General features: G+C 58.9%; 27 protein-coding genes and 4 tRNA genes. 10 read left to right on the forward strand and 21 right to left on the reverse strand.

Translation table 11 applies throughout. The features are described from left to right. Window positions 1-12: 12 nt before the first annotated feature. The gene (locus tag G9Q84_RS02875) at window positions 13-1,413 is read right to left on the reverse strand and encodes an O-antigen ligase family protein (protein ID WP_122755575.1); all 1,401 of its coding nucleotides are present in this window, start codon (window positions 1,411-1,413) and stop codon (window positions 13-15) included. A gap of 35 nt (window positions 1,414-1,448) precedes the next feature. Next, on the reverse strand, window positions 1,449-1,850 hold the full coding sequence (locus tag G9Q84_RS02880; protein WP_032886197.1) for a pilin: 402 nt from the start codon (window positions 1,848-1,850) through the stop codon (window positions 1,449-1,451). Between the two features lie 202 nt (window positions 1,851-2,052). Here G9Q84_RS02880 and G9Q84_RS02885 point away from each other — a divergent pair, with 202 nt between their 5' ends. From G9Q84_RS02885 to yacG, 4 genes are read left to right on the forward strand one after another with little or no spacing between them, the layout of a single operon-like run. Then, the gene (locus tag G9Q84_RS02885) at window positions 2,053-3,261 is read left to right on the forward strand and encodes a type II secretion system F family protein (protein ID WP_181642862.1); all 1,209 of its coding nucleotides are present in this window, start codon (window positions 2,053-2,055) and stop codon (window positions 3,259-3,261) included. Continuing rightward, complete coding sequence (locus tag G9Q84_RS02890) at window positions 3,258-4,124, forward strand: prepilin peptidase (RefSeq protein ID WP_032886195.1); 867 nt, start codon at window positions 3,258-3,260, stop codon at window positions 4,122-4,124. The genes G9Q84_RS02885 and G9Q84_RS02890 overlap by 4 nt, the downstream gene beginning before the upstream one ends. Then, window positions 4,121-4,744, forward strand: coding sequence for a dephospho-CoA kinase (coaE, locus tag G9Q84_RS02895; protein WP_181642863.1), 624 nt, complete (start codon window positions 4,121-4,123; stop codon window positions 4,742-4,744). Before G9Q84_RS02890 ends, coaE begins: the two co-directional genes overlap by 4 nt. Further along, a complete protein-coding gene (yacG, locus tag G9Q84_RS02900; RefSeq protein ID WP_032886193.1) occupies window positions 4,741-4,941 on the forward strand; it encodes a DNA gyrase inhibitor YacG in 201 nt (66 codons plus the stop codon). Before coaE ends, yacG begins: the two co-directional genes overlap by 4 nt. Here the strand turns inward: yacG and G9Q84_RS02905 are convergent. The 3 genes from G9Q84_RS02905 to G9Q84_RS02915 form a co-directional block, all read right to left on the reverse strand. After that, window positions 4,938-5,153 (reverse strand): hypothetical protein, encoded by a 216-nt coding sequence (locus tag G9Q84_RS02905; RefSeq protein ID WP_181642864.1) that lies wholly within the window; start codon window positions 5,151-5,153, stop codon window positions 4,938-4,940. The genes yacG and G9Q84_RS02905 overlap by 4 nt on opposite strands. 76 nt (window positions 5,154-5,229) lie before the next feature. Continuing rightward, entirely contained in the window at window positions 5,230-5,919 is a 690-nt protein-coding gene (locus tag G9Q84_RS02910; protein WP_122752395.1) for an energy-coupling factor ABC transporter permease, read from the reverse strand. Beyond that, a complete protein-coding gene (locus tag G9Q84_RS02915; RefSeq protein WP_099601096.1) occupies window positions 5,916-6,383 on the reverse strand; it encodes an FAD/FMN-containing dehydrogenase in 468 nt (155 codons plus the stop codon). Before G9Q84_RS02915 ends, G9Q84_RS02910 begins: the two co-directional genes overlap by 4 nt. A 104-nt stretch (window positions 6,384-6,487) precedes the next feature. Here G9Q84_RS02915 and G9Q84_RS02920 point away from each other — a divergent pair, with 104 nt between their 5' ends. The 3 genes from G9Q84_RS02920 to G9Q84_RS02930 are packed head-to-tail and all read left to right on the forward strand — an operon-like array spanning window position 6,488 to window position 8,707. After that, window positions 6,488-7,117 (forward strand): DUF1780 domain-containing protein, encoded by a 630-nt coding sequence (locus G9Q84_RS02920; protein ID WP_032886189.1) that lies wholly within the window; start codon window positions 6,488-6,490, stop codon window positions 7,115-7,117. Window positions 7,118-7,174: 57 nt separating this feature from the next. Beyond that, window positions 7,175-7,348: a DUF3094 family protein gene (locus G9Q84_RS02925; protein ID WP_032886188.1), complete on the forward strand. Its 174-nt coding sequence runs from the start codon at window positions 7,175-7,177 to the stop codon at window positions 7,346-7,348. A gap of 60 nt (window positions 7,349-7,408) precedes the next feature. After that, window positions 7,409-8,707 carry an NAD(P)/FAD-dependent oxidoreductase gene (locus G9Q84_RS02930; protein ID WP_032886187.1) on the forward strand — a complete coding sequence of 433 codons (1,299 nt, stop codon included), beginning with the start codon at window positions 7,409-7,411 and terminating at the stop codon, window positions 8,705-8,707. Window positions 8,708-8,885: 178 nt separating this feature from the next. Here the strand turns inward: G9Q84_RS02930 and G9Q84_RS02935 are convergent. From G9Q84_RS02935 to rluD, 7 genes are all read right to left on the reverse strand, one after another. Then, window positions 8,886-8,962: transfer RNA gene (locus G9Q84_RS02935), tRNA-Pro, on the reverse strand. Between the two features lie 94 nt (window positions 8,963-9,056). After that, a tRNA-Lys gene (locus tag G9Q84_RS02940) sits at window positions 9,057-9,132 on the reverse strand. A gap of 5 nt (window positions 9,133-9,137) precedes the next feature. Beyond that, window positions 9,138-9,214 (reverse strand) — tRNA-Pro (locus G9Q84_RS02945). Between the two features lie 9 nt (window positions 9,215-9,223). Beyond that, a tRNA-Asn gene (locus G9Q84_RS02950) sits at window positions 9,224-9,299 on the reverse strand. Window positions 9,300-9,602: 303 nt separating this feature from the next. After that, window positions 9,603-12,167, reverse strand: a complete 2,565-nt coding sequence (gene clpB, locus G9Q84_RS02955) for an ATP-dependent chaperone ClpB (protein WP_032886186.1) — start codon at window positions 12,165-12,167, stop codon at window positions 9,603-9,605. Between the two features lie 131 nt (window positions 12,168-12,298). Then, window positions 12,299-13,024 (reverse strand): peptidoglycan editing factor PgeF, encoded by a 726-nt coding sequence (gene pgeF / locus G9Q84_RS02960; protein ID WP_181642865.1) that lies wholly within the window; start codon window positions 13,022-13,024, stop codon window positions 12,299-12,301. Beyond that, window positions 13,021-13,983 (reverse strand): 23S rRNA pseudouridine(1911/1915/1917) synthase RluD, encoded by a 963-nt coding sequence (gene rluD / locus G9Q84_RS02965; protein ID WP_032886184.1) that lies wholly within the window; start codon window positions 13,981-13,983, stop codon window positions 13,021-13,023. The genes pgeF and rluD overlap by 4 nt, the downstream gene beginning before the upstream one ends. A 149-nt stretch (window positions 13,984-14,132) precedes the next feature. On the opposite strand from rluD, the gene G9Q84_RS02970 reads away from it, so the two are divergent. Together G9Q84_RS02970 and G9Q84_RS02975 are read left to right on the forward strand one after the other, a co-directional pair. Further along, window positions 14,133-15,158, forward strand: a complete 1,026-nt coding sequence (locus G9Q84_RS02970; RefSeq protein ID WP_032886183.1) for an outer membrane protein assembly factor BamD — start codon at window positions 14,133-14,135, stop codon at window positions 15,156-15,158. A 124-nt stretch (window positions 15,159-15,282) separates the two neighbouring features. Next, complete coding sequence (locus tag G9Q84_RS02975; protein ID WP_032886182.1) at window positions 15,283-15,516, forward strand: PP0621 family protein; 234 nt, start codon at window positions 15,283-15,285, stop codon at window positions 15,514-15,516. On the opposite strand, the gene thiO is transcribed toward G9Q84_RS02975, so the two are convergent. The 5 genes from thiO to pilV form a co-directional block, all read right to left on the reverse strand. Then, window positions 15,503-16,612, reverse strand: a complete 1,110-nt coding sequence (thiO, locus tag G9Q84_RS02980; RefSeq protein ID WP_181642866.1) for a glycine oxidase ThiO — start codon at window positions 16,610-16,612, stop codon at window positions 15,503-15,505. The genes G9Q84_RS02975 and thiO overlap by 14 nt on opposite strands. Window positions 16,613-16,675: 63 nt before the next feature. Continuing rightward, on the reverse strand, window positions 16,676-17,077 hold the full coding sequence (locus G9Q84_RS02985) for a type IV pilin protein (RefSeq protein WP_099601962.1): 402 nt from the start codon (window positions 17,075-17,077) through the stop codon (window positions 16,676-16,678). Window positions 17,078-17,088: 11 nt separating this feature from the next. Beyond that, the gene (locus G9Q84_RS02990) at window positions 17,089-17,619 is read right to left on the reverse strand and encodes a pilus assembly PilX family protein (protein ID WP_122752393.1); all 531 of its coding nucleotides are present in this window, start codon (window positions 17,617-17,619) and stop codon (window positions 17,089-17,091) included. 7 nt (window positions 17,620-17,626) lie between these two features. After that, window positions 17,627-18,334 carry a prepilin-type N-terminal cleavage/methylation domain-containing protein gene (locus G9Q84_RS02995; RefSeq protein ID WP_179179535.1) on the reverse strand — a complete coding sequence of 236 codons (708 nt, stop codon included), beginning with the start codon at window positions 18,332-18,334 and terminating at the stop codon, window positions 17,627-17,629. Then, window positions 18,331-18,813 (reverse strand): type IV pilus modification protein PilV, encoded by a 483-nt coding sequence (gene pilV, locus G9Q84_RS03000; RefSeq protein WP_099601959.1) that lies wholly within the window; start codon window positions 18,811-18,813, stop codon window positions 18,331-18,333. Before pilV ends, G9Q84_RS02995 begins: the two co-directional genes overlap by 4 nt. A 202-nt stretch (window positions 18,814-19,015) precedes the next feature. Here pilV and G9Q84_RS03005 point away from each other — a divergent pair, with 202 nt between their 5' ends. Then, entirely contained in the window at window positions 19,016-19,534 is a 519-nt protein-coding gene (locus G9Q84_RS03005) for a GspH/FimT family pseudopilin (RefSeq protein ID WP_050442823.1), read from the forward strand. A 16-nt stretch (window positions 19,535-19,550) separates the two neighbouring features. Here the strand turns inward: G9Q84_RS03005 and ispH are convergent, their stop codons facing one another. The 4 genes from ispH to ileS form a co-directional block, all read right to left on the reverse strand. After that, complete coding sequence (gene ispH / locus G9Q84_RS03010; RefSeq protein ID WP_032886178.1) at window positions 19,551-20,498, reverse strand: 4-hydroxy-3-methylbut-2-enyl diphosphate reductase; 948 nt, start codon at window positions 20,496-20,498, stop codon at window positions 19,551-19,553. Window positions 20,499-20,687: 189 nt separating this feature from the next. Continuing rightward, window positions 20,688-21,125 (reverse strand): FKBP-type peptidyl-prolyl cis-trans isomerase, encoded by a 438-nt coding sequence (fkpB, locus tag G9Q84_RS03015; RefSeq protein ID WP_174562729.1) that lies wholly within the window; start codon window positions 21,123-21,125, stop codon window positions 20,688-20,690. Between the two features lie 7 nt (window positions 21,126-21,132). Beyond that, window positions 21,133-21,642 (reverse strand): signal peptidase II, encoded by a 510-nt coding sequence (gene lspA, locus G9Q84_RS03020; RefSeq protein ID WP_095183789.1) that lies wholly within the window; start codon window positions 21,640-21,642, stop codon window positions 21,133-21,135. Next, complete coding sequence (gene ileS / locus G9Q84_RS03025; RefSeq protein ID WP_181642867.1) at window positions 21,635-24,466, reverse strand: isoleucine--tRNA ligase; 2,832 nt, start codon at window positions 24,464-24,466, stop codon at window positions 21,635-21,637. The genes lspA and ileS overlap by 8 nt, the downstream gene beginning before the upstream one ends. Window positions 24,467-24,480 lie beyond the last annotated feature (14 nt).

Consider the following 24,480-nt stretch of genomic DNA (forward strand, 5'->3'; position numbering starts at 1 on the left):
AACTTACACCCCTCAGCGAGCAATGACCCCCTGGGCCCAGAAACGTGGTTGCAGGTGATTTCCATGGTCACTCAGGTATTGCTGCTGGGCTTGCGCGATGTGAGGGACATCGCGAAGTGCAATCGCAATCAACAGACCAACGGCCAGCACACTCAGTACTTTCCAAGCCCACCCAACCAGCGGTAGCGCAACCGTTGCCGAGGCGCCCCACACATGCAGCGCCATTAGCCAGCCGATTGTCAGTGCCAGCCAGACTTGGGAAATGGGCATCACGATCACGCCGTCGACCATGGACTGCACCAAGGCGCCGACCAACGCTGCAAACAGACATAAGCGCAACAGATCAACGCGCTCGGCAGACAGCGCCCTCTCACGCAGCACACCAAGCGTGGCCCATCCGGAACGCCACGCCAACACCGCCACGCAGAGTGCCGACGGCACACCCCATTCGCTGGCCCATTGCAAAACGGACTGATGCGGATGGGCGGCGATCTCGTTGGCAATATCAGCAAAATGCATCGGCCCGAACCCGAGCCATGGCCGCTCGACAAGCATATGCCATGCCTGCCACCAGATTGGACCACGCCCAGACAGCGAGGTGGTGAGGCGATCACCGGCTCCACTGGAAAGCACAATCCCCAAGTGGTCGGCCAGCGCCGTAAATACCAGCCAGTACAACAACAGGCCGCCTGCGACAGCGGCCAACTGCCACCCCATCCAGCGTCGCCCCCAGGGCCCCAGCAGCGCCAGCAGTAAACCCGCCGCGCCCATCCCTAGCCATGTACCGCGCGTACCACCGCTTATCGCAATCAGCCACCAGACGCACAACAAAGCAAACGCCGCACCTCGCAGGGCGCGGGAGATATTGGGTATCAGCAGGGGAAGCACCAGTAACGGCAGGGTGAATGTCTGGAACTGACCGTAGAAGCGCTTGTTGGAAAAGCCTGACAGCAACAGGTCTGGATCCAGCGTGCGTGCACCACTGGTGAATGCGAGCGCACCGGCATACAGATATTGGATGGTTTTGATCAGGCACAGCAGCACCACAACCAGTATCAGCACACGATCCATCGGCTCACCGCCGTGGCGCCGGAGTAAGGCAAACGCTACGGCAATCGCAGCGCAACTGAAAAACAATGCCACCTCGGTGAAGGCCCAGAGCGGCTGATGGGCCAGTACCGAAGACACCATGCCCATCACCAGAACCAGCGCCAGGCCCCAGCCCGTAAACCTATCCACCAAGGGTTCAAGCCTGGTAACCGACAGCCCATACAGCACCGCACAGACCCCGATGGCAATCTGCACTACGCGCTGCAGATCGTGCCCACTGAACGGTGCGCAGATCCCAATCGTCAGCAAGCACACCACTGCTACCAGGAACACACCGCCTCGCTGCTGTACGGATAACGCCATCGGCCACCTCTACTTCCCTGTGGATGGTTTAGCAGTTATGCGCCGCAACCCTTGCCGGCATATTTCTCTTCAGCAGTTGTAGTGCATTTCCAGCCGGTGGCGCTGCGCGTCAGGCTGATGGTCTTGCCCAGCACAGGCGCTGGCGCATCAAGTATTTCGCAACTGATGGAGCCCACGCCCGTCGTGACGTCGCCTGCAACATCGATCTTGCAGTTGGCGGTTGGGGTCGTGCCGCCAATCAAGGCCAAGGTGGGTACGGTGCCCTGATTGAAGGTGTCTTCGTAGCCGGCCTTCAAGGCAGTAATTTCAGCCAGGCCGGCAGTGAACTTGGCCTTGGCCTGGTGTGTGGTGTACATCGGGAGGCCGATGGTGGCCAAAATGCCGATGATTGCCACGACGATCAACAACTCGATCAAGGTAAAGCCTTTTTGACTCATCACATTCACTCTCCAGAATAGAACTCATGACAAGGCGCGTCCTGCACCCCGTTTTTTTCAGCGGCGCCAGTGTACTCACCCGTAAGCGGTCAATCGCGCACAAGACGCACATTCTGACATTTTATCCTGCGCCCTCGACACGCCCGAATCCGTCACCTGACTACGCTATAAATCTTCGAAGGTTTATATGCGGAACCGCGACATGAACAACGCTTCAACGATTTATGCTTGGGAAGGCATCAACCGAAAAGGGCGCAGGGTGTCCGGGCAAACCAAGGCTCACAACCCTGCCCTGGTCAAGGCGCAACTACGCCAGCAAGGCATCAGCCCTGGCCGTGTGCGCAAGCACTCCCCGATGCTGCCAAGCCTTACTCATTCGGTTAAAGCCACTGACATCACGCTGTTCACTCGCCAACTGGCCACGCTGCTCAGAGCCGGAATCCCCCTTTTGCAAGCCTTCGATATCATCAACGAAGGCTTCGACAACCGCGCGGTGCGTGAGCTGGTACAAGACCTGAAACAGCACATCGCAGCCGGCACCAGTCTGGCCGAGGCGTTGCGTAAACAACCGCGCTACTTCGATGAGCTGTACTGCACCCTTGTGGCCGCGGGCGAACAAGCGGGTGCGCTGGAGACCCTGCTGGACCGGGTAGCGATCCACCGCGAAAAGAGCGAGCAACTCAATGCCAGGATTAAAAAGGCCATGACCTACCCCGTTGCGGTCCTGGTGGTTGCCAGCCTGGTCACCGGCATACTGCTGGTTCACGTAGTTCCGCAGTTCCAGACCCTGTTCGCCGGGGTTGACGGTAAGCTGCCAACGCTTACCTTGCAGGTGATCGCCTTGTCGGCATTCGTGCAGCAAGCCTGGTGGATGCTGGTGTTGGGCATTGCCGCCGGAATCATGGGGTTGCGTAAGGCCTATCGGAGCTCGCCGCGTTTTCGCTACTGGCTCGACGCCGGTTTGTTGAATGCGCCCTTGGCAGGCAAACTGCTGACACAATCCGCAGTGGCCCGCTACGCCCGTACGTTGTCCACCACCTTTGCAGCCGGTGTTCCACTGGTACAGGCTTTGGACTCAGTCGCCGGCGCCGTGGGCAATGCCCCGTTCAAACAGGCAATCGAACATATGCGTCACGATGTATCCACTGGCATGCAGTTGAATCACTCCATGGGCAACAGCGGCCTGTTTCCCAGTATGGCGATTCAGATGACAGCAATCGGCGAAGAATCGGGCATGCTGGAACAGATGCTGGAAAAAGTCGCCAACCACTATGAGAACGACGTGGACAACCAAGTCGACAGCCTCACCAGCCTGATGGAACCGCTGATCATGGTGGTTCTGGGGGGGATTGTCGCGACGCTGGTCATCGCCATGTACCTGCCGGTCTTCCAACTGGGGAGCGCATTTTGAATTTGCTGTTGAGTGAGCACCCATGGGCCTTTGTGGCGATAGCGTCGGTACTGGGGCTGATCGTCGGCAGTTTTCTCAATGTGCTCGTGTGGCGCCTGCCAAAAATGCTCGAACGGGAATGGCGTGCTCAGGCCCACGAAGTGCTCGGTTTACCTGCTGAGCCTGCCGGGCCGACCTACAACCTGATGCACCCCAACTCGTGCTGCCCGCACTGTGATCATCCGATCCGGCCGTGGGAAAACATCCCGGTGCTCAGTTACCTGATACTCCGAGGCCGCTGCGCCCACTGCCAGGCAACCATCAGCACACGCTACCCCTTCACCGAGCTTGCGTGCGGGCTGATCTCGGCCTGGGTCGCCCTACATTTCGGCTTTGGCTGGCAAGCCGCAGCAGTGCTGATATTGAGTTGGGGGTTGCTAGCAATGAGCCTGATCGACGCGGACCACCAATTACTGCCGGATGTGCTGGTGCTGCCATTGCTGTGGCTGGGGTTGATCGTCAACAGCTTTGAATTACTGACGACTTTACCCGACGCCCTTTGGGGCACAGTGATCGGCTACATGAGCTTATGGAGCGTGTTCTGGCTGTTCAAATTGGTCACCGGTAAGGACGGCATGGGCCACGGCGACTTCAAGTTACTGGCACTGCTAGGCGCCTGGGGTGGTTGGCAGATTTTGCCGATGACACTGTTGATGTCGTCGCTGGTGGGAGTGGTTATCGGGCTGATCCTGATGCGCGTGCGCAAGACTCAGGCTTCGGCCCCGATGCCGTTTGGTCCGTATCTGGCAATTGCCGGCTGGATTGCATTGCTCTGGGGTGGTCAAATAACCGACTTCTATTTGCAGTCTGTCGGTTTCAGATGACCACTTCTGTTGCAACACCCTGGATTCTTGGCCTCACCGGCGGCATCGGCAGCGGTAAAAGCGCGGCGGCCCAGCACTTTATCGACCTGGGCGTGGACCTGGTCGACGCCGACCACGCCGCGCGCTGGGTGGTCGAGCCTGGCCGGCCGGCACTGGCACGCATCGCCGAGCACTTTGGTGCACACGTGCTGCAGCCCGACGGTCAACTGGACCGCGCCGCGTTGCGCAAGCTGATCTTTGAAGTACCTGAAGAGCGCCTATGGCTGGAAGGCTTGCTACACCCGCTGATCGGCGAGGAGATTCGCAGCCACCTGGCGCGCGCGCGCTCGCCTTACGCGATTCTGGTGTCGCCGTTGCTGATCGAGTCCGGCCAGTACAGCATGACCCAGCGCATCCTGGTGATCGACGTGCCGCAATCGGTGCAGATTCAGCGTACCCTGCAGCGCGACGGCATCAGCGAACAGCAAGTACAGGCGATTCTAGAGGCTCAGTCCAGCCGTGAAGACCGCCTGAACCATGCCGATGACGTACTGGTCAATGACCAGGACCTCGCCTGGCTGCACAGCGAGGTCGAGCGACTGCATCACTTTTACCTTACTTTGCGTGGAGGCCGATCATGAGCCAACCCTTGACCGTCGACTGCCCAACCTGCGGCGCCCCCGTGGAATGGAAAACCGACAATCTCAACCGGCCGTTTTGCTCGGACCGTTGCAAACTCATCGATCTGGGCGCCTGGGCCGCTGAAGAACACAAGATCCCCGTAGCCCCGGACGCAGAAGACGAGCTGTTTTCCGAAGATCTGCCGCCTCGCCATTAAGGCCGCATAAAGGCATATTCCTTCTGGTCGTCGAGGTTTTCTGCAAGGTATTGCAGCTCGTCGGCCAGGTCTTCAAAACTGCGCACGCCCTTGCTCTGCTGCACAACCGCACTGAGCATGGCCCGCAGGGTCAGGCCTGGGTCGAAACCGATTTCCTGCGCCGCATCCTGGCTTTTTCGCAACTCCTGCCGTGCCCACTCATACACACCCATGATCCGTGCTCCCCGCCTGCTTATCTAAAATTTGGCAGAGCATGGGCCTGCTCGCTCGCCCTGGGTTTGATCTGGATCAACGCTGCGAATCGTCATCCTTCCAAGGCGCAGAGAGGTAGCGGGTGCGGTTGAAGGTCTCCAGCCATTCGGGGCAAAACACCACCAGAGCGCTGATGACCATGCCGTTGATAAAGGCCTCTGGGAAGATGATCAGCCACAGGTAGCCGACGAAATCTTCCAGCCATTCCGGCATGGCAAAACGGCCGTCAAACCATAGCAAACCCAACCCCAGTAACAGGCAGAGCAAGGCCGACAGCGCGGCAGCAAAAAAACCGCAGCAAAAGATATACACGAAAGGATTGCGCGGCTGCGCCCGCTCGACCACAAGCGCACAGCCTTCGGTGATCAGCACCGGCAGCACGACCAGCAGCAGGCCGTTGACGCCAAGGGCCGCCAGGTCCTGGCGCCCAAGCAGCATTAACCCGAACTGGGCGGCAAAACCACCGACGATGGCCAGGGGCCAATCCAGCAGCAGGGTTACGGCGGTCATACCAATAAAGTGGTAGGACACACCAGTGTCGAAATCCCGCCGCACCAGCCACAACATGAACAGTGCGAACACCGTACCGAACAGCAAATGCTGGCGCCGCCGGTCGGCAAACAACTCGACCCAGGGCGAGCGCAGGATCGCCCATAGCAGCACCGGCGCGTACAACAGCCAGCCGATGCCCAGGGTTGTGGGCGCCAGCACTGCGGCGCTGATCACGGCCTCACCTGCTCCAGGGCCTGGCGCAATTCGGCAGCAGTGCCGTATTCGTGCTGAGAAACCAACGCACCGTTTTCCAGCTGCAGCCACAGCACTTTATCCGCCGCTGCGGGATAACGCGGCGCGATACGCGCGTCACGGTCCAGCATGACCCGGTAGTTGTAGGATTGCATGGCGGGTACCGCGAACAGTTTGGCGATCAGTCGAGGCATGCGCTGGATATCGGCGACGAACACTGCGTGCCGTGCTTCTAAGTAGCCTTTAGGTTGGCCTAGCAGCGCAGCATCTACCAGCTTCGCTGCGTCCATGCTGCGCGCCACCAGCAGAATCTGCGCATGGTTATCGAGGGTATAGGCTTGGTCGAATTGATCGAGCAAGGTCCAGGGAGTAAGGCGCTCGCCCACTTCAACAGCCTGCGCCCATACCGGTAAAAGACTTAGCAACAACACCACCAGAAACTTCACTGCACGCTCCTCATTCGGGGGAATTACGCTTGAAAGGCCAGTCTACACCCTGGCTTTTGCGGCAGGACTTCCTGCGGTCATCATTTGGACGCTAAGCTGCATGCATGGATGACTCAGATTATTTGCGCCTGCTCACCGTAGCAGCCGAACAAGCCAATGCGTTCCTGTCCAATGCCCGCAAATGGGAGCGTGAGCGTTGGGTCTGCCAGCGCCTGCTGCAAGGTTTGAACGTGCCTTACCGCGCCGAAGAGTTTCATGCCGCAGGTCAAGAACCACCGGATGTGCTGTTTCGCGATGCCAGTTTCGAGGTGTTTTTCGTACTTGATGAAGGGCGGCGACTGAACGACGAATGGCGAGACGAACTGCTGCGCCGGCGTAGCGCATTCTCCCTCAGCCAACTGGTGCGGCGCGAAGCCAAGCCTCGGCGAATCCCCGCTCATGAATTCCTGCTGCGCCTGGCGCCCACGTTGCGCAAGAAGGCCCACAACTACAAAGAGCGCGGGATGGACCTGGGCGAACTGGATCTTGTCGCGTTCACCAGCCTCAAGCGCGAAGTGCTCGACCTCAACAGCCACTTCCCCCCCCCCACCGAATACTTGCGCCAAGGCTGGCGCTCGCTGTCTCTGGTGGGGCCAACGTTCGCGCGAGTGCTGTTCGCTCACCCGGACGCCCCGGATTTCTTGCGCAACAACCTGGGGCGCAGCATAGTGTTCGACGTGGGGATCAGCCTCTGATCCCACCCCGACTGTAACGTGGCGCCCTTTTGCAACGTCTACCTGACGAGGCCTTATATGACCAGTCGCCTGAACCCCGACGACCAAAAGCATGTCGAAGAGTATCTGCAACTCTCCCAAAACCGAGTCGAGCGCAAGCCTTTCCGGCCGTGGCTGCTCCTTGGTGTGGTGCTGGTGGTGGTGATCGGGCTCGGTCTGCTGAGCCGCCTTTTGAGTTACCTAACGCTATGAGCTGCCTGGCGCTCGCGAGGGTAACTGCTCCGATTTCTTTTAGCCTTGCGAGATATCCCTATGACCCATCGTATTATTATCGTCGGCGGCGGCGCCGGCGGTCTGGAGTTGGCTACCCGCCTGGGTAAGACTCTGGGCAAGCGTGGCACTGCCAGCATCACGCTGGTGGACACCAACCTGACCCATATCTGGAAGCCGCTGCTGCACGAAGTGGCCGCCGGGTCGCTGAACTCTTCGGAAGACGAACTCAACTACGTCGCCCAGGCCAAATGGAACCACTTCGAGTTCCAACTGGGGCGCATGAGCGGGCTTGACCGAGAGCAGAAGAAGATTCAGTTGGCCGCCACCCTCGACGAAGAGGGCCGCGAACTGGTGCCTGCGCGCGTTCTGAGCTACGACAGCCTAGTGATTGCGGTAGGCAGCACCACTAACGACTTCGGCACCGAGGGCGCGGCGCAACACTGCCTGTTTCTCGACACCCGCAAACAGGCCGAACGTTTTCACCAGCAACTGCTCAACCACTACCTGCGCGCACATGCCGGACAGACCGATGTCGTCGAGCAGATCAGTGTCGCCATCGTCGGCGCCGGCGCCACCGGCGTCGAACTCGCCGCCGAGCTGCATAACGCTGCCCATGAGCTGGCTGCCTACGGCCTGGACCGAATCAAGCCGGAAAACATGCACATCACCCTGATCGAAGCCGGCCCACGCGTACTGCCCGCCCTACCGGAGCGTATTGGCGGGCCTGTGCATAAAACCCTGGAGAAGCTCGGCGTGACCGTGCTGACCAACTCGGCCGTCAGCGAAGTCACCGCCGATGCACTGATTACCAGTAGCGGCCAGGTGATTCCGGCCAGTCTTAAAGTGTGGGCTGCGGGGATTCGCGCGCCAGGGTTCCTCAAGGATATTGATGGCCTGGAAACCAACCGCATCAATCAGCTGCAAGTGCTGCCGACGCTGCAAACCACCCGCGACGAAAATATCTTTGCGTTCGGCGACTGCGCCGCGTGCCCGCAACCGGGCACCGACCGCAACGTACCACCACGGGCCCAGGCTGCCCACCAGCAAGCATCGTTGCTGGCTAAGTCGCTGAAGCTACGCATCGAGGGCAAGGAGCTGCCGTCGTACAAGTACACCGACTATGGATCGCTGATCTCGCTGTCACGCTTTTCAGCGGTGGGTAACTTGATGGGCAATCTGACAGGCAGTGTGATGCTGGAAGGCTGGCTGGCGCGGATGTTCTACGTGTCGCTGTACCGGATGCACCAGATGGCGCTCTATGGCTTCTTCCGCACGGCGATGCTGATGCTGGGCAGCAGGATTGGGCGTGGTACTGAGCCGCGACTCAAACTTCACTAACAACATAAAATAATGTTGGAGGGGGCCTGCTCCCGATGGCGGTGGGTCAGCTATGTCTTCATTGGCTGACAGACTGCTGTCGGGACCAGGCCCCCTCTCACGTTTGATGCGCAGTGTTTTGAGGTTTTGCGTGCGCAAAAAAAAATCCCCGTATCTTTCGATACGAGGATTTTTAATATGGTCGGGGTAGGGGGATTCGAACTCCCGACATCCTGCTCCCAAAGCAGGCGCGCTACCGGACTGCGCTATACCCCGGTAAAAAAAAGGCGACCTCTCAGTCGCCTTCTTCGATCAGCGCTTTTGGCCTCTGATCTTAAGATTCGATCCCAGCGCTAACTGGTCTCAAAAATGGTGGGTCGTGTGGGATTCGAACCTACGACCAATTGGTTAAAAGCCAACTGCTCTACCAACTGAGCTAACGACCCAAAAATGGTCGGGGTAGGGGGATTCGAACTCCCGACATCCTGCTCCCAAAGCAGGCGCGCTACCGGACTGCGCTATACCCCGGTTTGAAATTGGCTCCGTGACCAGGACTCGAACCTGGGACCCAATGATTAACAGTCATTTGCTCTACCGACTGAGCTATCACGGAACTACATATTTCAAAGTACAACTTTTACTGCTTGAAACTCTCCTCTTCGACCCTGTCCGTATCTCTACGTTAGCGTCTCTGAGGCGCGCTATTCTACAATCTTAAAAACCCCTGTCAACCCTTTAAATTGCTTTTAAGACAATGATTTGCGCTTCTTTCTGATTTCTTCTTGGGGAGAAGAAACCCGTGGGCTGACGTTGCTGCGGGGCGCACTTTACAAGCCTTTTCCTTACAGTTCAACGCCCTAACGAAAAAAAAGGTCCCGCGATGCGGGACCTTCTCTCATAACGCTGCAATCCGGGCTTAATGGAAGACGATTTCGTCGTTCTCCACAGTCGCCTCTACGCTGGTGCCTGGCATAAAGCTGCCTGAAAGGATCAACTGCGCCAGCGGGTTTTCGATCCAGCGCTGGATCGCACGTTTCAAAGGCCGTGCACCATACACCGGGTCGTAACCGACTGCGATCAGCTTGTCTAACGCCTCGCGGCTCAGCTCCAGCGACAGCTCGCGTTCTGCCAGACGACCGCGCAAGCGGCCCAACTGGATCTCGGTGATGCCCGCGATCTGATCACGCGCCAAGGGCTCGAAGATCACTACTTCGTCGACCCGGTTGATGAATTCCGGGCGGAAGTGTGTGGTCAGCGCATCCATTACCGCAGCACGCTGGGCCTCACGATCACCTACCAACTCCTGGATCTGGGAGGAACCCAGGTTGGAGGTCATCACGATCACCGTGTTGCGGAAGTCAACGGTACGCCCGTGACTGTCCGTCAACCGACCATCTTCCAGCACTTGCAGCAGGATGTTGAATACATCCGGATGCGCCTTCTCGACCTCATCCAGCAGGATCACCGAGTAAGGCTTACGCCGCACGGCTTCGGTCAGGTAACCGCCCTCCTCGTAGCCCACATAGCCTGGTGGAGCACCGATCAGGCGAGCCACCGAGTGTTTTTCCATGAACTCGGACATATCGATCCGCACCATGGCCTCTTCAGTATCAAAGAGAAACTCAGCCAGCGCCTTGCATAGCTCGGTCTTACCCACGCCGGTCGGGCCGAGAAACATGAACGAGCCGCTCGGGCGGTTCGGGTCGGACAAGCCGGCCCGCGAACGCCGTACCGCGTTGGACACCGCTACGACCGCCTCTTCCTGGCCGATCACGCGCTGGTGCAATAGGTGCTCCATCTTCAGCAGCTTGTCGCGCTCGCCTTCGAGCATTTTCGACACAGGAATGCCGGTCCACTTCGAGACGACTTCGGCGATTTCTTCCTCGGTCACCTTGCTGCGCAGCAACTGATTCTCGCTCTTGCCGTGCTGGTCGACCATTTGCAAGCTGCGCTCCAGGTCCGGGATGACACCGTACTGCAATTCGGCCATGCGGTTCAGGTCGCCCTTACGGCGTGCAGCCTCCAGTTCCTGACGGGACTGTTCGATCTTTTGCTGGATCTGCGCAGAGCCCTGCACTTCGGCTTTTTCCGAGGTCCAGATCTCTTCCAAGTCCGAATACTCGCGCTCAAGCCGCAAAATTTCTTCCTGGAGTTTTTCCAGGCGTTTCTTCGCAGCGTCGTCTTCTTCTTTCTTTAAAGCCTGGGATTCGACTTTCAGTTGAATCAGGCGCCGATCCAGGCGGTCGAGCACTTCCGGCTTGGAGTCGATTTCCATACGAATGCGGCTGGCCGCTTCGTCGATCAAATCGATGGCCTTGTCCGGCAACTGACGATCGGTGATATAGCGATGGCTCAATTTGGCCGCAGCAATGATCGCACCGTCAGTGATCGCCACCTTGTGGTGGACCTCATAGCGTTCTTTCAAACCGCGCAGGATGGCGATGGTGTCCTCTTCGCTCGGTTCTTCCACCAGCACTTTCTGGAAGCGACGCTCAAGGGCTGCATCCTTCTCTATATATTGACGGTACTCGTTGAGCGTCGTTGCACCTACGCAGTGCAACTCGCCGCGAGCCAAAGCTGGCTTGAGCATGTTGCCAGCATCCATCGACCCCTCGCCTTTACCGGCGCCGACCATGGTGTGCAGTTCGTCGATAAACAGAATGATCTGCCCTTCCTGCTTCGACAGTTCATTAAGCAGAGATTTCAGGCGCTCTTCAAACTCGCCGCGGAACTTAGCACCGGCGATCAACGACCCCATGTCCAAGGACAGCAGGCGTTTGCCTTTAAGGCCGTCCGGCACTTCACCATTGATGATGCGCTGGGCCAAACCCTCGGCAATCGCGGTTTTACCCACACCAGGCTCACCGATCAGCACAGGATTATTCTTGGTGCGACGCTGCAGGACCTGAATGGTGCGACGAATCTCGTCGTCGCGGCCGATGACCGGGTCAAGCTTGCCTTCTTCGGCGCGCTTCGTCAGATCGACGGTGTACTTGTCCAGGGCCTGGCGCGACTCCTCGTGGTTAGGATCATTCACCGCGTCGCCACCACGCAGGTTGTTGATGGCATTTTCCAGGGCTTTCTTGCTCACGCCCTGGCCCAGCAACAACTTGCCGAGCTTGCTGTTCTCGTCCATGGCGGCGAGCAGCACCAGTTCGCTGGAGATGAACTGGTCGCCCTTTTGCTGGGCCAGGCGGTCGGCCTGGTTAAGCAGGCGCGCCAGATCCTGCGACATGTTCACGTCGCCGGTTGGATTTTGGATTTTTGGCAGCTGGTCGAGCTCTTTGCTCAACTCCTTGCGCAGGCTGCTGACATCAAAGCCCACCTGCATCAGCAAGGGCTTGATAGAACCACCTTGCTGTTCCAGAAGAGCCTGCATCAAGTGTGCAGGCTCAATGGCCGGGTGGTCGAGACCCACCGCCAACGACTGGGAGTCCGATAACGCCAACTGTAATTTGCTGGTTAAACGATCAATACGCATTAGTCACCTTCCTTTTGAGCAGGCCGGAGCTATAAAACATTCCTGAATGAAGAAACCTGCCAGATACCCTTATAGATGGGGTGGATTCTGGAAGATTCAAGCTACGGACAGTTGACGTAAGTCAGGAGAGTCTAGCGTTCGAGCCAGATAAGGGAGGCAAATCGACCGGTGCGCGGACTGCGCCGGTAAGAAAAGAAGCGCGGATCGGTCACGGTGCACAAACCACCACCGTAAACAGCCGTGACACCCCGTGCGGCAAGGCGCAGGCGAGCCAGTTGATAGATGTCGGCCATGAACTTGCCAGGATTACGGCTCGGCACAAAGGCTTGGGCAGTGGTCGGCAGTTGCTGCATGAAGGCTTCACGCACCTCCGGACCGACTTCAAAGGATCGAGGACCGATTGCCGGACCCAACCAGACCAATACGTCGGCAGGAGCGGTATCCAGACTTTCGAAAGCCGCTTCCAACACGCCAGCCGCCAACCCGCGCCAACCGGCATGGGCCGCTGCGACACGAGTCCCTGCGCGGTTGCAGAATAACGCGGGCAGGCAATCGGCAGTCATAGAGGTACAAGCGATGCCTGGGTTGCTGGTCCAACAGCCATCGGCTTCAGCCGTGCGGCCAGGATCAGCCTCAACCACGGTCACCCCGTGAACTTGGCGCAGCCAGGCCGGCTGAATATCAAAAGCGTCGCTAAGACGACGGCGATTTTCAAGAACGGCCTCCAGGCTGTCCTCTACATGATCGCCCAAGTTGAGGCTGTCGAACGGCGCCAGGCTGACGCCGCCCGCACGGGTGGTAACGCAGGCCTTTACCCGAGCCGGCGCGGGCCAGTCAGGTATCAGCCAGTCACTCATCCAACAAACGCCTCACGGTCCTGCTTGAGCAGTGACAGCAACCAGACAAAATCGTCCGGCAGTGGCGATTCCCAGCTCATGCGCTTACCACTCGTCGGATGATCCAGTTCCAGGAAGCGTGCATGCAGTGCCTGGCGCGGGAACGTCTTGAGCGATTCAACCATTGTCTGACTGGCCGCAGGCGGAATGCGGAAGCGACCACCGTAGGCAGGATCGCCGACCAACGGGAAGTTGATGTGGGCCATGTGCACGCGAATCTGGTGAGTACGACCGGTTTCCAGCTTGACCCGAACGTGGGTGTGGGAACGGAAACGCTCCAATACACGGTAGTGGCTTACGGCCTGCTTGCCGCCCTCCATTACCGCCATGCGCTGGCGCTGCTGGCCGTGGCGACCGATAGGGGCGTTGATCTTGCCACCCGCGACGACCACGCCGATCACGATGCACTCATAGATCCGGCTGACGCTACGGCTCTGCAACTGCGTAACCAGCTGCGTCTGCGCCTGAATGGTCTTGGCAACCACCATCAGGCCGGTGGTGTCCTTGTCCAGACGGTGCACGATACCGCAGCGCGGCACGTTGATGATGTCCGGGATATGGTGCAACAGGGCATTGAGCAAGGTGCCATCAGCGTGCCCGGCCGCCGGGTGAACCACCAGGCCTGCGGGTTTGTTGATGACGAGGATGTCGTCGTCTTCATAGACGATATCCAGCTCAATGTCTTGGGCGACCCATTCTCCCTGGGCTTCCTGCTCGGCAGTCAGCTCAAGAATCGCACCGCCATGGACTATGTCTCGCGGGCGGATAACCGCTCCATCCACAGTCAGGCGGCCGTCTTTGATCCAGGCGGAAAGGCGCGAGCGCGAGTGCTCAGCGAATAATTGTGCGGCGACTTGATCGAGGCGTTGGCCGCCCAATTCGGACGGCACCTCTGCGCGAAGTTCAATTTTATCGGACATGCTCAGACTAGGCGTGGCACAGCCTTTGGTTTCGGCTGCGCGCTTGTGGTTAAATACGGCGTCTTTTGCCCCGAGGCTTTCAACGGGGCGCTCATCATAACAGGACGGCCCCGCCCAAGACAGCGGCCGTCATAGGGACGCAAGCCGCCATGCAAGTGAAACACCTGCTGCTGATCGCCATCCTCGCCATGACTGCTGCTTGCTCGTCAACAAAGGAAGTCGTCGACGAAAACCTGAGCGAAGTCGAGCTGTACCAACTGGCACAGAAAGACTTGGACAATAATAGCTACACCAGCGCCACAGCGAAGCTGAAGGCACTGGAGTCGCGTTATCCGTTCGGGCGCTATGCCGACCAGGCTCAGCTTGAGCTGATCTATGCCAACTACAAGAACGCCGAACCGGAAGCCGCCAAGTCCGCCGCCGAGCGTTTCATCCGTTTGCACCCGCAACACCCGAACGTGGACTACGCCTACTACCTCAAGGGCCTGACCTCGTTCGACCAGGATGTTGGCCTGCTGGCGCGCTTCCTGCCGCTGGACATGACCAAGCGTGACCCAGGTGCGGCCCGCGACTCCTACAATGAGTTCGCCCAGCTGACCAGCCGCTACCCGAACAGCCGCTACGCCCCGGACGCCAAGCAGCGCATGATCTACCTGCGCAACCTGCTGGCGTCTTACGAGATCCACGTAGCTCACTACTACCTGACCCGTCAGGCGTATGTCGCTGCTGCCAACCGTGGCCGCTATGTAGTAGAAAACTTCCAGGAGACCCCTTCCGTGGGTGACGGCCTGGCAGTGATGACCGAGGCCTACCAACGTCTGCACTTGGACGAACTGGCCAACACCAGCCTGGAAACCCTGAAGCTCAACTACCCGGATCACCCGAGCCTGAAAGACGGCCAGTTCGTGCCTCAGGTTGCAGAAGCGGACAACCGTTCGTGGCTGAGCAAATACACCCTGGGCCTGATCGAGTCGCGCCCACCGTTGCCGCCGGGCGAAACCCGCGCCAATCAGGACGTGATCAAGCAGTACCAGGACGCCAAGGAAGCCATTCCTTCGGAGCTCAAGCCGCACGACGAGAACGGCGACGTGATCGAAGAAGAAGAGCCAGAGGCCCTGGGCAACAATCAGGACCGCTCCTGGTTCAGCTACATGACCTTCGGTGTGTTCGACTGATCTGTCGACGCAACGCAAAAAGGAGCCCCTCGGGGCTCCTTTTTTATTGGGCAGTATTATTGCGCTGTGCGCTTGCCACGTCCTTGGCTAAACTGGCGCATTCCTTATCGAGAAACCGCCCATCATGCTTCGTCTTCTGTTCTGGATTGCCGTTATTGCTGCAGCGGTATGGTTCTGGCGCAAATTCAAAAGCCCGGCCACCAAGCAGCGACGCACAAGCGAGCCAAGCGCTGCGTTGATGGTGCGCTGCGCCCACTGCGGCGTGCACCTGCCACAGGATCGCGCCCTAAGCTCACGCCAGGAGTGGTATTGCACCCAGGCGCATCTGGAGCAGGGACCGAAGTCTATCCAGCGCTGATCCGACCTTCAGGCGCGTAAGGTGCGGGGTCGATAATCGGCGTATGCCCCAGCAACAAGTCTGCAAACAACTGACAGGACGCCGGCGCCAGAACCAGGCCGTTGCGGTAGTGCCCGCAGTTGAGCCACAGCCCTTTGAAGCCGGGCACCTGGCCAATATAGGGAATGCCTTCCGGTGAACCGGGGCGCAAACCGGCCCAATGCCCAACCACCTCGGCATCCGCAAGAGCGGGAATCAGTTCCACAGCCGAGGCCTTGAGACTTTCCAGCGCAGTTTCGGTGGGTGTCTTGTCGAAGCCCTCATGTTCAAGGGTACTTCCGATGAGAATGTGTCCGTCGCGCCGGGGGATGGCGTAACGCCCCTTGGCCAGGACCATGCTCGACAGGAAGTCCGAGGCGCACTTGTACAAAATCATCTGCCCCTTGACCGGCTCCACCGGAAGCGCCAAGCCCAGCGTGCCAAGCAACTCACCGCTCCACGCTCCTGCCGCCAACACTACATGCGCGCCCACAATCGGCCCCTCTGCCGTATTTACGCCCACCACATTGTCGCCTTCCAGAACAAATCCGGTGACTTCGCACTGTTCGTGAACGATTACGCCAGGCATCGCCAATAACGCGGCTTTAAGGGATTTAACCAAGCGAGGGTTTCGCACATTGGCCACATTCGCCATATAGATTGCCTGGCAATATCCGTCGCCCAGCACCGGCACCGCATCATGGGCGGCCGAAACATCCACTTTGGTCAGGGGCCGACCTTCACGGATCGCCCACGCCAGCGCTTCAGCCTCGTCGTCCAAGTCCAACCAGTACAAGCCGGTGACATGAACCTCCGGATCCACGCCGGTGGCGGCAAACAGGCGCTCACCCAGTTGTGGATAAAAATCCTGGGACCAATGGGCCAAAGCAGTGACCGCCGGGCTGTAGCGCCACGGATACAGCGGCGAAACAATGCCACCGCCCGCCCATGAAGACTCCTGCCCAACGCCGGCGCGCTCCAACAGGACCACCGCCTGCCCCTGGCTCGCCAGGTTGTACGCCGTCAGCAGGCCAATGACTCCGCCCCCGACAATCACCACTTGCTGTTGCTTAGCCATCATTTGATCCAGCCGATAAAATAGGAACAGACGCGCCCGGCGCCCAATCATCCAGCCACCTCATCATTGCCCCCAGCATGTCTGGCGCGACATTTCAGGAGCAGCACCCGGATTGGCCCGTAGACCGGTGCTGCTGAGGCTGAAGCCACCGCAAGGGTCACCAGCCATCAACGAATCGGCGCCCGGCGTAGCGACCAAGTAGAAATCCTGAGGGTTCAACGCAGCGGTGATTCTATAGCGATCATTGCCCGTGCTGACGCCGCTTGCGTCAATAAAAGTGCCGTTCCTCGTATAAAAGCGCTCCAGTAGCTGAGCTTGCTCAGTCAGCAGCGCGACAATTTCCGCGCGATAGACTTTTTTCACATGGCCGGTGTACCCGGGGTAAGCGATCCCGGCCAGAAACGCGATAATCGCCACAGCGATCAGTAACTCGATCAGGGTAAATCCCTGGCTGTCCATGCCCATTCCATTGCTCCTTATTGAAGTTGTCGCCAAGACACTCGCCTAAAACGCGAGCCACTGGCTTCGTCCACTCGCGCGTACACGGTCTCCAATACCGTGCGTGACTGACCACTGATCCCAATCGCCGTCACCCGGTACAACGTTGCTGGGGTTTGCGGTGGCAAATTCGCCAGCCCTACGCTCGGACCAAGGGATTGAATACCGTAGAGCCCCCCTTTGATGGCAACCCAGTTAACTGATGAAACAGGACTGGTACCGGCCGCGACCACCGACAACGCCTCATCCGGAGGCCCACAGGCAACAATCGAATGGCACTGCGGCAAATCCGCACCCTTTCGCCTCACAACTTCCTCCCCCAGCCTTAAGCCACTTTCTGCTGCTTGAAACGATTGGTTGCGATGCCACAGGCTGCCGGCAATTTTTTGCTGGGTGACTGCCCCCTGCATGGACGACAACCCGATCAACGCCAACAACAGCAGAAACACCAGGCTTATCAGCAGGACTATCCCTCTTTGTCGTAAAGAAATACCTCCAGCACTCTTCATGGCTGCCCTACCCCACACGGTTTCGCAGAGCCACCACCACGCTGTAGGTTTGATCTCTCACCTTCCCAGTGGGGTCCTGCAGCGTCATGCGGATGCGCACGCTGCGGATCAAGGCCTCATCGGATGGCATGGCGTCGTAGCCCACAACCCGCGGTGATGACGCCCTGGCAGCCACGCCGAAACTGATATCGAAATCCCGCACGTTATCCACCAGCACCGCCTTGGCCGGCGCTGCGAGCGTGCTGACCTTTAACTGGCTGGTCTCGAAGGTGTAAGTCAGCTGTCGAATCGCAAAACGAATCTGTCCAGGATCAGGGGCAGGTGGATTCCCTGCATAGGCTTGAGCGTTAGTCGTGCAGTCGGACAGCACCGTCCAGTCTGGCCTGCCAACCCCTCGGCCGACATCAGTGGTGACCAGCGTTAGCGACTTTGAGCTACCCCCGGCAGTCCAGCGCACGGGCTGTTCAAAGGCTGGCGGCGCGTTATCAATAACTTCCGTGGCCAAACAGCCAAACATCCCAGCCTGACGAATGTCCTGAATCATCTTGCCCAGCGCAAACCGCGCGTCATCCTGCAACAACATGGAAGCCTGCTGGCTGGCGTAGGTAACTCGGGAGCTGATCACCACTTGGCTCCCTCCAATCACCAGTACCAAACCGACGGCCAGTGCCAGCAACAATTCCACCAGGCTGAAACCGCTAACCAGAGGCCTCATTGCATTACCCCTGGTTCATTGTCGATGCGACTGGTCAGGGACAAGGTTTCCCGCGCGCCAGGCGTGTTCTCACTTCGGCTGCCATCCCAACTGATACTGACAGTCACTTCATTTGTGCTGACCGCCACTGAACCTTTGGCACCCTCCCCGGCAAAGGCGCGAATATTGGATTCGAAATCATGGAGGTCCAAATCACGCACGCTGACGTTCCCAGTACTGGGGGCCCGCACTCCGTGGCGCAATGAGTAGTCCGCACCGGAATTGGCGCGGACTCGGTCGAGCATATCGTAGGCAATAAAACTGGCCTGACTGGTCATCCTCGAACTTTCGGTGTACTTGAGGGCATTTAGTTGAAGCACCACTGCGCCTAACAGGCCCACGGTGAGAATCAGCATCGCCACCAGTACCTCGATCAACGTCATGCCGGTCTGGCATCGCGCAAAAGCATGGGGAAAACAGGTGTTAAGGCAGGAAAGCATTACCGTCGTCATCCGTGTCGAAGGCCGAAGAAAGCAGGAAATCCCGCTGTGCGATCCAAGACTAGCGTCGGTTTTTCGCCCGTGCTGCCCACGGCACAAAGGGAAATACTTTGGACCTATAGGCCATCATTCGCCTCCCAGAAACGGACGCTATACCTATGCCTAGACCTGTTTCCTAAACACGCCCACGGAGAGAAAGCCGATGGAACAGCGAGGTTTTACCCTGATCGAACTGCTGCTTGGACTCCTTGTGAGCGGCACTCTGCTGCATCTGGCAGCACCTAATTTCATGGGCCTGCTGGAGTCACAGCTGCGACAAAGCGCGGCACAATCACTTACCAGCGGGCTTCGCTTCGCACGCACTGAAGCCATCGCGCGTAACCGTGCGGTGGTCATCCACGCACTGGACGAGGACTGGAGCAAGGGTTGGCGGGTGATATTGGATGTGAGCGGACACGGCCATCAGGACGACGACAACCCCGTGCTCTTGGAGCGCCAAGACAGCGGGCGCGTGCCGATAGTCGGGAATGGGCCGGTCAAAAGCCAGGTGCGCTTCAGCAGTTCAGGCGAGCCGGTGTTTTCAGGGGGAGGTTTTCGTGCTGGCACTGTGCACGTATGCGCCAGGGACTCGGCGCAAAGCCTGCACCAGTTGGTGCTGGCGCCTAGTGGGCGTATCAGCCTGCGTAGCGATAAAGCCGAACAGGCGTTGTGCCGAAGTTAATCCGGCACCCTGACGTTCAAAGCAATGAGCGAACGCGCAGCTCCTTGGGCATGGAGAAAGTGATGTTCTCTTCACGTCCTGCCAGCTCATCAGCGCCGGTAGCGCCCCAGGCGTGCAGTTGCTGGATAACACCGCGCACCAGCACTTCAGGGGCAGAAGCACCCGCAGTGATGCCAATACGCTCGACGCCATCGAACCAACTGCGTTGCATGTCTTCGGCACCGTCGATCAGGTACGCCGGTGTCGCCATCCGCTCAGCCAGCTCACGCAGGCGGTTGGAATTGGAGCTGTTAGGACTGCCGACCACCAGAACCACATCGCACTCGTCAGCCAATTGTTTGACCGCGTCCTGGCGGTTTTGGGTGGCGTAGCAGATGTCATCCTTGCGCGGGCCGCCAATGGCCGGGAAGCGGCTGCGTAGCGCGTCGATCACACGGCTGGTGTCGTCCATGGACAAGGTTGTCTGGGTCACGAAGGCCAAACGATCAGGGTTGTGTACCTGAAGGCTGGCGACGTCATTCTCGTCCTCCACCAAGTAGATGGCGCCGCCGTTGCTGGCGTCGTATTGGCCCATGGTGCCTTCGACTTCCGGGTGACCGGCATGACCGATCAGAATGCATTCCCGACCATCACGGCTGTAGCGCGCGACTTCGATGTGCACCTTGGTAACCAGCGGGCAAGTCGCGTCGAACACTTTCAGGCCCCGGCCCGCCGCTTCGGTACGCACGGCCTGGGAAACACCATGAGCACTGAAGATGACGATCACGTCGTCCGGCACCTGCTCCAGTTCTTCGACAAAGATGGCGCCACGTGCGCGCAGGTCTTCGACCACAAACTTGTTGTGGACGACTTCATGACGCACGTAGATCGGCGGACCGAAAACTTCCAGGGCACGATTGACGATTTCGATCGCACGGTCCACGCCGGCGCAGAAGCCACGGGGGTTGGCGAGTTTGATTTGCATGCTGTGCCTCGTGTCTTGCAGCTACTATGGGTCAGTATTGAAGCTACTCAACTGACAATGAAGATCAAAGGTGGGAGGGGGCTTGCCCCCGATAGTGATGGGTCAGTAAAAAACTTTGACTGATACCCCGCTATCGGGGGCAAGCCCCCTCACACAAGTCCGATCCACACATTTAGTGTGTTTCGTCAGTTAGAGCGCTTTAACGTCGATGATTTCAACGTCAAACGTCAAGGTTTTACCGGCCAACGGGTGGTTGAAGTCGATGGTCACTTGCGCGTCATCGAACGCTTTCACCACGCCAGGCAGCTCAGTATTCGCGGCGTCGTTAAAGATCACCAGCAGGCCTTCCGACAGGTCCATGTCCTGAAACTGCGAACGCGGGATGATCTGCACGTTTTGCGGGTTAGGCTGACCAAAAGCGTTTTCCGGCAGGATCTGCAGGGTGCGCTTGTCGCCAGCCTTGAAACCGAATAGAGCCGCTTCGAAACCCGGCAGCAGATTGCCGTCGCCGACCTTGAAGGTCGCCGGGGCCTTGTCGAACGTGCTGTCGACCGTGTCGCCATTCTCCAGGCGCAATGCGAAATGCAAAGTGACTTCCGTGTTCTGGCCGATGCGTTGCTCAGCCAATACCTGATCAGTCATTGACGGTCTCTCCGGTTTTCTTACTTTTGAACATATCCAGCGCCAGCATGATTGCACCAACGGTGATGGCGCTGTCGGCAAAGTTGAACGCAGGGAAATAATGACGGTTCTGCCAATGCACCAGGATAAAGTCGATCACATGGCCCAGGGCAATGCGGTCGTACAGGTTACCCAGCGCGCCGCCCAGAACCAAGGCCAAGGCGACGGCCAGCCAGGTGTCATCGCGGCCCAGGCGCTTGAGCCAGACCACGAGCACCGCACTGACCACCACGGCGATCAGCGCGAACAACCAGCGCTGCCAGCCGCCACCGTCAGCCAGGAAGCTGAAAGCGGCGCCGGTGTTGTAGGCGAGGGTCCAGCTGAAGTAATCCGGGATCACCACGATTTGCTGGAACATTTCCAGGGAGCCTTCGAAATGAGCCTTGCTGACCTGGTCAATGACCAGGACCAACAAACTCAGTACGAGCCAGCCCAGACGTCCGAAACGACTGGTATTAGGCATAATGGCGAACCTCGCCTTCACCCGAGATGTTGTCGACGCAACGACCACAGATTTCTGGATGCTCAGGGTTCACGCCGACGTCTTCACGGCAATGCCAGCAACGAGCGCACTTGGCAAAGGCCGACTTGACCACTTTGAGCTTGAGGCCCGGTACTTCGGTGGCCACGGCGTCCGCTGGGGCCTGGGCGAATGGCGCCAAGCTTGCAGTCGAGGTGATCAGTACAAAGCGCAGTTCGTTGCTCAGCTTGGTCAAGTCGGCGGTCAGGCCTTCCTCGGCAAACAGGGTGACTTCGGCCTGCAGGTTGCCGCCGACGGCCTTGGCCGCACGCTGCACTTCCAACTCCTTGTTCACTGCTACTTTGACGGCCATCACGCCTTCCCAGTACTCGCGACCCAGTTCGAAATCGGCCGGCAGTTCGGTCAGGCCTTCGTACCAGGTGTTGAGCATCACGGACTCGTTACGCTCACCCGGCAGGTATTCCCACAGCTCGTCGGCGGTGAAGGCCAGGATCGGTGCGATCCAGCGCACCAGCGCTTCGGAGATGTGATACAGAGCGGTCTGCGCCGAGCGGCGTGCCTTGCTGTTGGCGCCGGTGGTGTACTGGCGGTCCTTGATGATGTCGAGGTAGAAACCACCCAACTCCTGCACGCAGAAGTTGTGGATCTTCGAATACACGTTCCAGAAGCGGTATTCGCCGTAGTGCTCCTGCAACTCGCGCTGCAGCAACAGGGTACGGTCCACAGCCCAACGGTCCAGGGCGAGCATGTCCTCGGCCGGCAGGATATCGGTGGCCGGGTTGAAGCCGGTCAGGTTCGACAGCAGGAAGCGCGCGGTATTACGGATACGACGGTAGGCATCGGCGCTGCGGGCCAGGATCTGGTCCGATACGGCGATCTCGCCCGAGTAGTCAGTAGACGCAACCCACAGACGCATGATGTCGGCGCCCAGGGTGTCGTTGATCTTTTTCGGTTCGATCACGTTTTTCAGCGACTTGGACATCTTGCGGCCCGTCTCGTCGACGGTGAAACCGTGGGTCAGCAGCTCGCGATACGGGGCGTGATCGTCGATGGCGCAACCGGTCAGCAATGACGAGTGGAACCAGCCACGGTGTTGGTCCGAGCCTTCCAGGTACAGGTCGGCACGCGGACCGGTCTCGTGGCCCATCGGGTGCGAACCGCGCAGCACGTGCCAGTGGGTGGTGCCCGAGTCGAACCATACGTCGAGGGTGTCGCTGATTTTGTCGTACTGCGGCGCTTCTTCGCCCAGCAGTTCGGCGGCGTCCAGCTTGAACCAGGCTTCGATGCCTTCCTGTTCAACACGCTGGGCCACCACTTCCATCAGTTCGACGGTACGCGGATGCAACTCACCGCTTTCCTTGTTCAAGAAGAACGGGATCGGCACACCCCAGTTGCGTTGACGGGAGATGCACCAGTCCGGACGGTTGGCGATCATCGAATGCAGGCGCGCCTGGCCCCACGCCGGGACGAACGTGGTGTCTTCGATGGCCTTGAGCGAGCGCACACGCAAGGTGTCGCCGCTGGTCGGCTCTTTGTCCATGCCGATAAACCATTGCGCGGTGGCGCGGTAGATCAGCGGGGTCTTGTGACGCCAGCAGTGCATGTAGCTGTGCTTGATGGTGTCGGTTTGCATCAGCGCACCGACTTCACGCAGCTTATCGATGATCGGCTGATCGGCCTTGAAGATGAACTGGCCGCCGAAGAACTCCAGCGAAGGCACGTAAACACCGTTGCTTTGCACCGGGTTGATGATCTCATCGTTGACCATGCCGTACTTCTTGCAGATCACGAAGTCGTCCACGCCATAGGCGGGCGAGCAGTGAACCACACCGGTACCCGAACCCAACTCGACGTAGTCAGCCAGGTACACCGGCGACAGACGGTCATAGAACGGGTGACGGAAGTTAATCAGCTCCAGCGCGGAACCGGTGGTGGTGGCGATCACCGAACCTTGCAGTTCGTAGCGAGCCAGGCACGCTTCGACCATTTCCTCGGCGAGTACCAGCAGGCGATCACCGACGTCCACCAGGGCATAGGTGAATTCCGGGTGCACGTTCAGCGCCTGGTTCGCGGGAATGGTCCACGGGGTGGTGGTCCAGATCACGATGGCAGCCGGTTTGCTCAGGCTAGCCAGGCCAAACGCCTGGGCCAGCTTGGCGTCGTCAGCAATCGGGAAGGCTACGTCGATGGTCGAGGACTTCTTGTCTTCGTATTCGACTTCAGCTTCAGCCAGGGCCGAGCCGCAATCGAAGCACCAGTTCACGGGTTTGAGGCCCTTGAACACGAAACCGCCTTTGACGATTTCGGCCAAGGCACGGATTTCACCGGCCTCGTTCTTGAAGTTCATGGTTTTGTACGGGTTGTCCCACTCGCCCAGCACACCCAGGCGGATGAACTCGGACTTCTGCCCTTCGATCTGCTCGGCGGCGTAGGCACGGCACAGTTCGCGGGTTTTATCGGCACCCAGGTTCTTACCGTAGGTCACTTCGACCTTGTGTTCGATCGGCAGGCCGTGGCAGTCCCAACCCGGCACATACGGCGCGTCGAAGCCCGACAGGGTTTTCGAGCGCAGGATCATGTCCTTGAGAATTTTGTTCAGCGCATGACCGATATGAATCGTGCCGTTGGCGTAAGGAGGGCCATCGTGCAGGACGAATTTCGGACGATCCTTGCCAATCTCGCGCAACTTTCCGTACAGGCCAATACTGTCCCAGCGCTGCAGGATCTGCGGTTCGCGCTGTGGCAGGCCGGCCTTCATTGGGAAGGCGGTGTCCGGAAGGTTTAGCGTGGCTTTATAGTCGGTCATTTAAGGCTCTTCGG

It is taken from the genome of Pseudomonas sivasensis (genome assembly GCF_013778505.1).
Lineage (GTDB): Bacteria > Pseudomonadota > Gammaproteobacteria > Pseudomonadales > Pseudomonadaceae > Aquipseudomonas > Aquipseudomonas sivasensis.